Raw genomic sequence first — 11,551 nt, 5'->3', positions numbered from 1 at the left:
TTTTTTCTCCTCCCATTGCGTTGACAATGACAGAGAATTTCCGTTATACTATCATTACATATGTGATAGCACTCACCTTTATTTGGTGAGTTACGGCAACTCTCTACCAGAACCCTTTCGCTCCCAACGAAAAGGTTCTTTTTTTATGTCAACATGTATTATTTTTTCAAAGATCTTTTTTGGTGCACAAAAAAACGCACTCTATTTTTAGGTGCGACTAAACAAACGTTAGCATGAGGATAGACTTGTCCCATTGGACATAGCAGTCCCTCTGCTACAGTGTAATCGCATTTCCATTTTAGCACAAATTACTACAAACTGTGAAGACATAATTTTACAAGCTTTGCTAAAAAACAATACTTGTATCCTATTGTTTCATTTGTTATAATTATCTTAATTAAATTAATAGATGTAATCGCACGTAATCCCCTGTCGTTTTTGGCAGGGGATTACTTTATGGATTCATAAAAAAGAGCCTATATTGTGTAGGCTCTTTATTTCTCTTCTCGTCCATCGTCTACTATATTAGTATGAGATGTGAGGTCTGATTTTACTTGCATATATATACTAGTAATAAGTCCTATTAAACTAACTGCGGCAATGATTAAGAAATAGATAGTATACCAGAAATTAAATGGCTTACTTACAAATGCAAAAATAATTGATAAGATCAGTGCAATTGAAAAATTTATAGCAGATTTAGTGCGATGATTTAGTGATCTCATTTTCTTTCTCCCTTCTTTTAATTTCAGCTTCTGTTCTTTTAATACTTGCTAAGGCACCTTGTAGTGACCAGGATATATTTTGAAAATCTTCAAATGGTAGTTTCTGTCCATCTTTGAAGATTGTAAATTTTAGAGTGTTTTCATTTATTTTAATTTCGTATTCACTATTATTTAGTGGCATGGAAACTTTCCTCGATGATAATCTTTAATATCTCAGTAATTGTTGCGTTTAAGTGTCCTTGCTGATTTTGTATAATATAATCACAATTTTTGCTTACGTTCTTGTCTCGGTCAATGCGGTCTAACCTAGCTTTAATTTCTGTTTTATCTCTGCCTTGTTTGATCATTCTATATTCTAAGTCATCTCTAGATGTGTTAATAAAAATAGTAACAATTTGAGATGAGTCATAGCCTTGTATTCGGTCTAGGGATTTTCTTAATTTAAGAATCCCATCCCAATCTATTACATATATCATTGGCTTCTCTTCAAGGGGCATTAATTCTCCTTGTGTTATTCCATAGTAATGTCCACTGTATAGTGTTTTGGCAATCCATAGATTTTCTTGATCCATTTTTAAGAAAGTATCTTTATTGATAAAATGACCATCTACTCCATCAACTTCCCCCTCTCTTGGTTGCCTTGTTCTATAGGAGATAACTTTTGGTAAATTGATGCTATCAGCTATCGCTGTTTTACCCGTTCCAGATGGACCTATTAAGCAAAAAATCTTATTTGATCGGGTTATCAAATCTGAATGCTTGTTGCTATACATTCCTATATCCCCATTTCCTTTTTTGTTTCGCTAATCTGTTCATTAACAGCATCAAGAATTGTTGAGTGGCAGCTTAGTGTTGCGTTTAACATTTCTTGAACATTTAACCCATATTTGTCTGTAATTTTCCTGATTTCTTCCCACATTTCTTCCCCTGCTGCAACTGATCGTTTTAATTCTTCTTCAGAAATGGTAGCTTGTATCATTCCTAAAAGGGCTTGCGTTTGTGCCAAGTATTTTTCCATGATGCATCTCCTCTTTCATTTGTCTCACTTATATAAGATTCAATATCTGTAAGGTCACTATATATAAAATAAAAAGCAAACATAAATGCGAAGACTGGACTTGTATAATGATAGAGTGCATAAAAGATGCCAACTAGCATTAGAATTCTAATTTTATGAAGTACAGCAAACCAATTAATCTGAAGTTGGATCTTCATGATTATGCTCTCTTTTCTTTTGCATTTCATCAAAGTCTTTTACGCATTGTCTCATGTGCTCAATAATAGGATTGAGTTCGAGGTGGTTGGTAACAACTAATGTGCCATCTTCATGTGGCCAAGTTAATCTATGAGTAAGGTTTTCACTTTCATCATTAGAATAAAAAATTTCAATTAATCTTCTGTTTTGAATGTTTTGCACTGAATCGATATTGCAATCTGCTGGTATACCTAAGTTACCTTTTAGAAACTCATAAGGAACCTTAGTGGAACCATATTTTCTCTTCATTTACTTGTACACTCCTTTTATTAATAAATGCGTGAAAACTTCCTAGAAAATCCCCACGCATTTATTGTTATTATTTATTCATTTGCTCAATGAGTTTACGTTTTGTTTCTGGACCATAGATGCCATCAGCATTACTACAGTAAACAGATTGGAAACGATATACAGCATTTACTGTTTTATCTCCATAGAACCCATCGCAACCATGATTAGGTGCACCTTTATCAGGATAGAAATATACACTTGCTAATGCGTTTTGTACTGCTCGAACAGCTTCACCGCTTGCTCCTTTTTTCAAGATTCCATCTGGAAGTCCATTACTTGAACCAGAAGTTGATGTTCCTGAGTTATTCCCATAAGGAATGAATTTAACAAATTCAGGATTAGCAGTACAGAATTGACGTTCACCACCAAGACAATACCAATCGCCTTGCTTATAGAATACAGCCCATTCTGTTCCGTTATCTAACAATCTTAATGTATGTCCATCCATACCTGGGCGGTCACGGAGTCTTACTGCTGTTGCTGTGATTACTACTTTACCGATAGGTTCACCGCTACCGCCTGCTGGTGGTTGAGGCTCAGAAATTACTACATCTTCCCCACCGTTAATGCAGCTATTGTATTCACGCACAATGTCTTTTAAAAGTTGAGAGTAACTTCTACCCATTGTACGAAGACCTTGGCTAGGATCAACTTTTCGTGCAGGGTCTAAAATTTCATGTCCCGTAATAGAATTAGCTGGATTAAGACCAAACTTATAACAAGAATAAGCAAGTACCCAAATATAACGCTTATACGCTTCTTCTCCATCAATCTTTCCACCGAAGCATAATTCAACTCCGCCAGCATAATCGTTAGCATCGCCACCAAACATTCGATTATCTGTTGTCACATTATAAAGTACATGCCATGCCTTTTCAGGTGTTCCTGTTAAGAATGGAATACATTCAATGATGCGCTTATCATCTACAAAGATATGTGCAGATGCTGACATCTCATTGCGGCTTCTTTGATAATAATCTACATTGTTTTGCGCTGTAGATGTAGGATTTCCTGTATCATGTGCAACCATGAATTTAACACCAGGCATCTTAGCTCCAGAGCGACGTTTTGAGCCAGATGTTAAGTATTGTTTTTCGATTTCATATTTCATTTTAAAACCCATAATTCTTACACCATCTTCCTTAATTTTATTAAGCTACACCTGTGCTACCGAAACCGCTATTTTTTCTTTCTAGTTCTACTAGTTCATCTACCAGTTTCATAGTAGCTACATGGTTTGCTTTTCCTTTGAATAGAGTTCTAAATGCATCAATAATTGTAGAAAGGAATCCTTTATTAGGCTTAGCAAGCGGTGATACAACTAATTGTGCAATACGATCTCCTGGTTCAATATAAAAGGGTTCATCACCAAGATTAAATATGTTGGCTTGCACCTCTCCTGTATAACCTGTATCAATAGTTCCATAAGCAGCCATTACTCCATTTTTCTTAGTAAGACCACTACGAGGACGTAAATCTCCAGTATGATGCATTGGAATATTAATGCCGAAACCTAATGGAATACAAGCCCTTTTACCAGGTTCAATAACAATAGATTCTTTGATTCGAGCACGACAATCAAATCCAGCGTCACTTGGATATTTACGTTGTGGGACAAAGCTTTCATCTGTTGTTTCTATTAGCTTTACGAGAAGATTTCCCTTTAATTCTAGTTCTCGATTTACTTTTGCTTGGTAATCTAAGTATGGTTGTGTTAACTCCATAATTCCCTCCTATTTATAATGTAATGCATTACATTTATTATATCATATATTTTTTTATTCTAGTGGAATAGAATCCGTATTAAATATCATTTGGACGGATAACAGGTCATTAAAATAATTATCACAGCTAGAATGTGAGAATAGTTGTGTACTTTTTACACAACTAGCAATAAAGTTAGCGTGCCACCTATTGTCTTGATTTTGATGGTATAGTTGTACAAAAACACCATCACTGTTATCAATAATCATATTATGTAAATAAGGTTCAATTAACAATGTTAATGTAATAACACTAGTTGATAACCCTCTTACTGGTGGCAGTCTGTAGTCGTATGACTGAAAATCTGGACGAGGTTCAAATTTCCTCTCGACTTGGGCAGAACTGCAGGCAACTACGTATTTTAAACCATCAATTGTGAATACCGCTGCAACCTTAGAAGAGATAAGGCAGCTTTCTATTTGTTTATCTATATCAAAAGTGTGCAAATCAATGTACTTTTCAACAAGATTCAACTTCCCCTATCTCCTTCTTTAAATTATTTTGGATCCTATTCCAATCAGGTACGTGAAATTTTCGTGTTCAGAAATGGAAATATTGGTTATTTTTAGTCCTTTTATCTCTTTTAGACCGTTTTCTTCTACAATAGTCGGTACCGCCTTTGCAATATCTTTTATATCAGCAAGGTGAAGCGCATTCTGAAAATACGTTTTATCTATTTTAATACTAAGCGCATAGCACCCCATGTAAGCAGGATGCGGTTTTAATGAGACACCCTGCTGTGTTAGTTCGAATGTTTTTCCTTTTTTGTCACGAATCCATAGCTTATATGTGCAATTGTTTTTTAAGTAGGATGTTACTAATTCTTTTCCTTCCATATCTATACACCTCATGATTTTAGTAAGGGCGATCTTCGTACTTATACTTCCACCAGTGCTTAAAATCTTTTATGAAAGTCTTTCGCTTCAGTGATCGAACAGTAACATGAAATAGATGTTTTATATACGACTTCATATAATCCCCTTCTTATGCTGGCATTTCAACTTCATACATATCAACAAGTAATTTGAAAGAATTAGCTGTAAGTTTATCTCGGCTTTTCTCCCCTTTGATTGTTACTTTATTACCTAATCTTAGTGCTTGTTGATGCTTCTCCATCAGATAGCCCCATACTGTAACCATGATTACTTCTTCTTGAGTTTCTAATGAAAGTGTATAGTGTGTTTTTCCAGTACGAGCTTTCCAACTTTCTGCTGAACGAATAACTCCGGTAAATTGAGCACTCTTACCTTCCTCTAACTTTTCCCATTTAGATTTAATTGTAATGCTCACACCAAAACATTCTTTTTCAAAATCAACAATGTCACCTTTATTAGTTGTTTTAGGAATATGTTCATACGCTTCATTGCGGGATTGCATGTAGTTTCTTAGTAAGAGATTTCGATTTTTACTTAGGTTATCAAAAGAACCAGACTTTATCAGTGCAGTAACCTTAGTCTTATTTACCTTTGACCCATCAACTCTTAGTAGCATATCTTCAACAGATTTATAAGGACGGTTATGAATAATTTCATCTACAGTTTCACCACTTACACCTGCTATACTAGATAACCCATAACGTATTTCTTTTGATTCATTAATGGTTTCTGTTGTAAAGTCAGCAAATGAATTAGCCAAGAATATATCTTTTACTTTTGTTTTGATAGGTGTCCATCCTGCCATTGATTCATTAATATCTGGAGGTAGAATTGTAATACCCATCTCTTCACACTCTTTCATATAATGAATGTTTTTAGGTTTATTATTCTTATCTTTCTTTCCTTCTGAGAAGGTTAACAGTGCTGCCATAAATTCAACAGGATAGTAGCATTTTAACCATGCTGTAACGACAGATAACATTGCATATGCAGCTGAATGTGCTTTATTAAAGCAATAGTTACCAAACTTTATCCAATCAATTTTTATCTGAAGTAGAGTTTGTTCATCAAACCCACGATTAATTGCTCCTTCTACATCTGGTTGTTTCGCATAATCATAATCAACCCAAAGGGTAGGTTTTCCTTCATCATTTAATGGAACTGTAGAATTACCTTCAGCATCTTTTGGATACTGTAAAACAAGCTCTGCATGTCTCTTCTTGTATTCTTCACTTCCATAAATCATTAAATCTATCCATCTATTCATTAAGTCATGTTTTTTCTTTGATACGCCTTTTCGAATCATATCACTTTGTCCTAAAGTCAATCCACCTAGTATCCTTGAAGCTTGCATTATCTGTTCTTGATAAACCCAAACACCATAAGTTTCCTTCAAAACTGGCTCTAAAGCACTGAATGGATATTTCACTTCTTCCCTACCCCACTTACGAGCAACGTATGTAGGAATTAGGTCTAATGGTCCAGGACGTCCAAGTGCAACAATTACCGAAATATCTTCAAATGAGTTGGGCTTCATTTCAGAAATAATCTTTTTGAACAAATCAGACTCACATTGGAAGATTCCTGATAAATTTAAAGCATTATATACTCGCTCGAATACAAGAGGATCATTGATATTAATATCTCGGTAGATATTCATTTTTCCCCATAATCCTGCAAACTCTAAAGTTTTCTTTACTACATCAAGTGTTTCTACTTTAAGTACATCAAATTTCACAAGGAGTTTCTCAATCCAAACCATATCATATTGAGTGGTTTCAATTCCTTCACTATCAGTTCGAAGTGGTGTAACTTTTGTAAGTGGTTCAGGAGAAAGAACAATTCCTCCAGCATGAACACCTACCTGTGAAACATGACCTTCTAAAGCAAGCATTGCTTCCCACCACTTAGGATACATTTGTGCATATTGCTGTACCATTGACTCCTCAGCATACGCTTCTTTTAATGTAATACCTGGTCGTGATGGAATCGCTTTTGCAAAAGCATCTTTAGTTGCTGCATCGAATCCAAGTGTTTTCCCTGTACGACGACATACAGCTCTAGCGGCTAATGTACCTTTTGTCCCGATTTGTGCAACCTTATCAGTTCCATATTTTTGTTTCATATGATTTAATACAAATCGAGTTCCTTCATAACTGTAATCTACATCAAGGTCAGGATATCCAGCACGTTCAGGATTTAAAAAGCGCTCAAATAATAGGTCATATTTAATAGGATCTAACCAAGTGATTTTTAAGCATCGACATACAAGTGAACCTGCTCCAGAACCACGCCCTGGCCCTACTAGAAAACCTGCCTTTACAGTGGCATCAATCATATCTTCTTCTATTAAGAAGTAATCTTGAAATCCTTCAGAACAGATAACATCTAATTCATATTGCAGTCTCTTGGAGTATTCATTTACATCAATACCATCTGTTAAAGCCATTTCAAACAAGCCATCCCAAGCTTTTTTTCTTAATAACTCTTCAACTGTCTCTGAGCCATCTACAATAAATTTAGGGAATAATGGTTCTTTAGGCAAAGTAACATTTACCTTGTCGGCAATTCTCATGGTATTTTCCCATGCTTCAATATCATTACATTTTGCTAACATCTCTTCTTCTGTTTTCATCCAGAATTCATGAGCGTATATAAGTCTACTCTCATCATCAATGCATTTTCCGATAGAGGAAGTTACCAAAACATCATGTATTTCATTATCTTCTTTATTTGCGTAATGCACATCTGTTGTTAATATCTTAGGTGTATTTGTTTCTGCAGCAAGTTGATCTATTATAGCATTAACGTAAAGTTGTTTAGGAATTTCAGTAGCTTGCTTTTCCAAATAAAATTCATGAAACGTGTCTTTACATTCTTGAATGTGTTCTTTTGCTTCTTCAATGCGTCCCGCCAACACCAATTGGCTAAAATAACTACCAAGACAAGCAGAAGTAGCAATAATGTTATTACCAAGACCCCTATCACGGATATAAGCCAAATCAGTCCGAGGATCAGAATAGAAACCATTGATATGAGCATCCGATACAATTTCATATAAGTCTTCCAGTCCTTTGTTATTGATTGCTAGAAGAACCATATGAAAGTTCCCGTGATCTATGTAGTCGATAATATCTTTTCTAAATGCTTCAATCTTCTCTTCAGGTGTTTCTGGTAACTCAGGAGCTGACTCTTCTTCAAGGTCAACTGCATATACTGAAAACAAATCTAATGTTTGTTCAGGTTCTTGTCCCATAGACATTAGATAGTCTTTTAAGATTGTATGAACATCTTCATCAAAAGCATTTTTATCTTTATCTACTTTACGAATAAAATCACGGAGAACCTTCAACTTTGGCTTTCCTTTTTTATCAGTCAGCATGTATTTCTTACATAGTTCAATACGTTTTGCTGCCATCTCTTCTTTTCTTATTAAACGATTTTTTGTAGTGTATACTTCGCATCCTGGAATTGGCTTAATTCCATTCGCCAAACATTCTGCAATGAAATCCGGTATCGCACCACATACACCATGATCAGTAATACCAAGGGCGGTTGTTCCAATCGATTTAGCTTTGGCTACTAATTGTTTTACCTTAGCTAGTCCATCTAATATGCTTTCTTCACTGTGAACATGTAAATGACATCCTCTGCACATTCTCTTTCTCCTTCGCACTTAATTACTCATTTATTGTTTCACTTACTTCTTCATTAGCTATTAAAATAGCTTTATCTGATGCTTTTTCAGCATTTCGTTTTAATTGCTTTGCTTCTGATTCACGAATACGATTCATAATTGTTGAGGTTAAAACAGCAGAAGCTGTGAAAATCAAACCTGTATCAGACGATTGTGTGATAATACTTCTTGTTTTCTTGCCTTGTGTTAAATCAAGAAAACGACCAGATTCTTTTGCTTGTTGTAATGCACGTTTAATTGGTGAAGAATCTGGTCGATTTACCGTTAAAATTTTACCTGCATCTACATAATTTGAAAATCCGATATCTACGAAATGAATATTGTTGTTCATAAATAATTTCCCATCCTTTGACTAAACTGAAATGTTTTTAATATACTTATCTATCAATTCCTGCGGTTCTTCAGTTGGAGGTAAATAATTGTTACGCTCTGTTTCTGTAGCGAGTTCACCATTTGTATCTCCCTCAATTACATTAGGAATTGCTTGGTTGTTTTGAATTGCATGTATAACTCTAAAAGAATCATAGTATGCTTTACTGCCAAAGTTAAACGGGATCGGATATCTTTGTTTGCCATCTCTTTTTTTACTGTCTGCATGGCAATAAAAATTAAAATCACATTGTGAGCACTTATAATAACTTGGTGTGTGTTTTGGAGGAATTGGAGGAGCTTTTCTTTCTTTTGCTAAAGAAATGCACCACTTTGCCTTTTCTTCTAACTGAGCACCTAATCTTTCGTCATATGAAAGCTGGTATTCCCATATTTCTTGAGTATCTTTATTTTCTACAAAAATAATACCTTTATCAATTAATAGACCTTGTTTCCTTACCAAGTGCAAATAGAATGTAAGTTGATCTTTATGCTCTTTTTTAGGCAAATTATTTTTCGCCATCCACTCAAAGCTTTTACTAAATGCACTTTTTAGTTCTACTAGATAATCTTGACCCTGTGGGTTTTCAAAGCTATGGATTCGAATCCATGCATCTGTATGGCCACTAATATCATCTGTTTCAATTTTCATTTCATTTTGCACCAGAATCCCCATATCTTGAAATAGATTTTCATATCTTTCATGAAGAGAATGACCATTCTCAAAAATCCTCATTAGCTGGTCATCTGGCATGCTTTTTGGAAGCATCAACATATCAAAGACTATTTTTCTCTGACACATTCCAATTGTTGAAGGATGTAGCTTTCTCATTGGTCTTGTGCCATTTTTATGTTGTTCTCTGTAATGTTGATTAATTAAAGGTCCTAATACTGTCAATTACACTCAATCCCTTTGTATGTAATGCATTTCATTATTAATTATACAATAAGAATAGCAAGCAAACAACAGGAAACAGAAGGAATATTAAGAAATTTCAAGCTTTTCTTTGATTTCTTTCAGATTCTCCTCATTGCATGCTGCGATTGAATCAAACCATTTATGTGGTATAAAAAGATTACCTATTCGTATAAGCTCATCTTGGAAGTCCACATCCCCTAATTTAACGCCCTCTGTGTAGATTCCATAGTGTTTTTCTTTATTTGAGCATACAAGAGCTACTAGAGGCGTTTCTAATACTTCTAATGGATTCTGTTTGGCATTCTTAGACATTTCAATTCCCCTTTGTTTAACATGTTTTGTAATTGTAATTCAATTCTTTTTCTAATGCGATGGATAGATTTTGAATGATATGGAAGCATTCTTGCTATTTCTTTGTCTGTATATCCTTCATAGTAGTATTTTGCAAGGATGTAACGCTCATGACTCTTTAGTTCACTGAAAGGGAATTGAGATGAATCTCCATGAATCCACTTTGGATGACTAAGTTCTAAGCCTGTAGGCATTTCTATCTCTAATATACTAAGGTTTTTACTCTCTAGCTTATCTAATGCTTCCTCTAGTGTTTCTGCATCATCTTCATTTGTATGATTACTTTTATAGAGCATATCACTATGATCTAATAAATCTTGGTTCATACCATCAATATATCTTTTCAGCATAAATTTATAAGATACATATATGTATTTCTTAAAGGAACTTCCTTGCTCCTTATAGTGGCGAGCGCATAATAAAAAAGGAATTAGCAATTCGGACTTTAGTTCATCCTTGGTATGATTGCGAAATATCCACTTCAAATAATTTAATGCTTTATAAGCTTGTTTAATGGATTCTTGCGAATGAAACTTACCTTTTTTTAGATTCTTTACAACACCTTTATTGTTGATAAAGCAAGATAAGAAACAACGGATATCATAATTCCTAAAATTAATTGCATCTTTTGTTAGTAGGGTGTAATACTTGTTTAGAAAATTTTCATATTCTTTTACGAGTGGTTCAGATATACCTGTCTGCTGGTATAACAAGACTTGTGTATCCTTTGATGTAATTGTACTCATTCGTTGTTACTCCTTATCAGCTAATCGCTCCATTAATACAATATTTTCTTCTTCTTTTGTGTAAATATCTATTTTAAAGTAAGGCTTTTCATCATCCTTTACACGGTGAAAATCCATAACTCTTGGTAATGCAAACTCATCATCTTTATAAATAAGACCAGTAAATGCATCCATCATCATCTTAAAGGCGTTATGTGTATCACGTGTTTTCTTATCATTAGGGAAGTAAGCTGTAAGCTCTACAATTACCTTCTGCTTATCAGTTGTTTGCCACCCTGTTTCTTGCATCCACATTTGGACGAACGCTTGCCATTTATCAAATAACTGAAAAGCAGGGTCGCTGTATCTTTGTCTACCTTTTGCCATTCTGACATAGATTTCATTTACACTGGGATAAACGCCTGAATCCCCATTCGCTTCACTATGTACTACTTTTACTTTCTTCATTTGGTTCTTGCCATTTGCAAGTTTAATTGTCTTTCCGTTTTCATCTCTTTTGGCTCGTTTTCTTGTAAATGTGCCGAACATCATCATTGGTAGAATTAGTGACTGTCTCATA

The 11,551-nt window shown here is 34.6% G+C and carries 14 protein-coding genes; all 14 read right to left on the bottom strand.

All coding sequences use genetic code 11. From position 1 onward, the window contains the following. Positions 1–699: 699 nt before the first annotated feature. On the bottom strand, positions 700–906 hold the full coding sequence (locus NST86_RS34280) for a hypothetical protein (RefSeq protein WP_340935703.1): 207 nt from the start codon (positions 904–906) through the stop codon (positions 700–702). After that, positions 893–1,498, bottom strand: a complete 606-nt coding sequence (locus NST86_RS34275; RefSeq protein WP_340935702.1) for a guanylate kinase — start codon at positions 1,496–1,498, stop codon at positions 893–895. The genes NST86_RS34280 and NST86_RS34275 overlap by 14 nt, the downstream gene beginning before the upstream one ends. Positions 1,499–1,500: 2 nt before the next feature. Then, positions 1,501–1,743, bottom strand: a complete 243-nt coding sequence (locus NST86_RS34270; protein ID WP_072190715.1) for a hypothetical protein — start codon at positions 1,741–1,743, stop codon at positions 1,501–1,503. Positions 1,744–1,917: 174 nt separating this feature from the next. After that, complete coding sequence (locus tag NST86_RS34265) at positions 1,918–2,229, bottom strand: hypothetical protein (protein WP_098205292.1); 312 nt, start codon at positions 2,227–2,229, stop codon at positions 1,918–1,920. A 70-nt stretch (positions 2,230–2,299) separates the two neighbouring features. Then, a complete protein-coding gene (locus NST86_RS34260; protein WP_098205291.1) occupies positions 2,300–3,394 on the bottom strand; it encodes a peptidoglycan recognition protein family protein in 1,095 nt (364 codons plus the stop codon). 28 nt (positions 3,395–3,422) lie between these two features. Continuing rightward, positions 3,423–3,995, bottom strand: coding sequence for a dUTP diphosphatase (dut, locus tag NST86_RS34255; protein ID WP_340935700.1), 573 nt, complete (start codon positions 3,993–3,995; stop codon positions 3,423–3,425). A gap of 54 nt (positions 3,996–4,049) precedes the next feature. Next, positions 4,050–4,508, bottom strand: coding sequence for a hypothetical protein (locus tag NST86_RS34250; protein WP_098205289.1), 459 nt, complete (start codon positions 4,506–4,508; stop codon positions 4,050–4,052). Positions 4,509–4,526: 18 nt separating this feature from the next. Then, a complete protein-coding gene (locus tag NST86_RS34245; protein ID WP_340935697.1) occupies positions 4,527–4,871 on the bottom strand; it encodes a hypothetical protein in 345 nt (114 codons plus the stop codon). A gap of 148 nt (positions 4,872–5,019) precedes the next feature. Further along, positions 5,020–8,568, bottom strand: a complete 3,549-nt coding sequence (gene dnaE / locus NST86_RS34240; RefSeq protein ID WP_340935696.1) for a DNA polymerase III subunit alpha — start codon at positions 8,566–8,568, stop codon at positions 5,020–5,022. Positions 8,569–8,590: 22 nt separating this feature from the next. Further along, positions 8,591–8,938, bottom strand: a complete 348-nt coding sequence (locus NST86_RS34235) for a DUF370 domain-containing protein (protein WP_098205286.1) — start codon at positions 8,936–8,938, stop codon at positions 8,591–8,593. A 21-nt stretch (positions 8,939–8,959) separates the two neighbouring features. Beyond that, entirely contained in the window at positions 8,960–9,874 is a 915-nt protein-coding gene (locus NST86_RS34230) for a CRISPR-associated protein Cas4 (protein ID WP_340935695.1), read from the bottom strand. 87 nt (positions 9,875–9,961) lie between these two features. After that, positions 9,962–10,207: a hypothetical protein gene (locus NST86_RS34225; protein WP_098687491.1), complete on the bottom strand. Its 246-nt coding sequence runs from the start codon at positions 10,205–10,207 to the stop codon at positions 9,962–9,964. After that, on the bottom strand, positions 10,177–10,992 hold the full coding sequence (locus NST86_RS34220; RefSeq protein WP_098205283.1) for a sigma-70 family RNA polymerase sigma factor: 816 nt from the start codon (positions 10,990–10,992) through the stop codon (positions 10,177–10,179). Before NST86_RS34220 ends, NST86_RS34225 begins: the two co-directional genes overlap by 31 nt. A gap of 6 nt (positions 10,993–10,998) precedes the next feature. Next, positions 10,999–11,550: a RusA family crossover junction endodeoxyribonuclease gene (locus NST86_RS34215; RefSeq protein WP_098205282.1), complete on the bottom strand. Its 552-nt coding sequence runs from the start codon at positions 11,548–11,550 to the stop codon at positions 10,999–11,001. Position 11,551: the final 1 nt, after the last annotated feature.

Origin of the sequence: Bacillus sp. FSL L8-0199, from assembly GCF_038005705.1 — a bacterium.
Classification (GTDB): Bacteria; Bacillota; Bacilli; order Bacillales; family Bacillaceae_G; genus Bacillus_A; species Bacillus_A cereus.
The sequence above is the reverse complement of the archived record's forward strand: the minus strand, read 5'-3'. Positions and strand labels throughout refer to the sequence as shown.

Bases quoted from the DNA above. Each gene is read 5' to 3' on its own strand.
- NST86_RS34235 (WP_098205286.1), bottom strand. From the start codon at position 8,938: ATGAACAACAATATTCATTTCGTAGATATCGGATTTTCAAATTATGTA.
- NST86_RS34270 (WP_072190715.1), bottom strand. From the start codon at position 1,743: ATGGAAAAATACTTGGCACAAACGCAAGCCCTTTTAGGAATGATACAA.
- NST86_RS34275 (WP_340935702.1), bottom strand. From the start codon at position 1,498: ATGTATAGCAACAAGCATTCAGATTTGATAACCCGATCAAATAAGATT.
- NST86_RS34260 (WP_098205291.1), bottom strand. From the start codon at position 3,394: ATGGGTTTTAAAATGAAATATGAAATCGAAAAACAATACTTAACATCT.
- NST86_RS34245 (WP_340935697.1), bottom strand. From the start codon at position 4,871: ATGGAAGGAAAAGAATTAGTAACATCCTACTTAAAAAACAATTGCACA.
- NST86_RS34220 (WP_098205283.1), bottom strand. From the start codon at position 10,992: ATGAGTACAATTACATCAAAGGATACACAAGTCTTGTTATACCAGCAG.
- dut (WP_340935700.1), bottom strand. From the start codon at position 3,995: ATGGAGTTAACACAACCATACTTAGATTACCAAGCAAAAGTAAATCGA.
- NST86_RS34215 (WP_098205282.1), bottom strand. From the start codon at position 11,550: ATGAGACAGTCACTAATTCTACCAATGATGATGTTCGGCACATTTACA.
- NST86_RS34265 (WP_098205292.1), bottom strand. From the start codon at position 2,229: ATGAAGAGAAAATATGGTTCCACTAAGGTTCCTTATGAGTTTCTAAAA.
- NST86_RS34280 (WP_340935703.1), bottom strand. From the start codon at position 906: ATGCCACTAAATAATAGTGAATACGAAATTAAAATAAATGAAAACACT.
- dnaE (WP_340935696.1), bottom strand. From the start codon at position 8,568: ATGTGCAGAGGATGTCATTTACATGTTCACAGTGAAGAAAGCATATTA.
- NST86_RS34225 (WP_098687491.1), bottom strand. From the start codon at position 10,207: ATGTCTAAGAATGCCAAACAGAATCCATTAGAAGTATTAGAAACGCCT.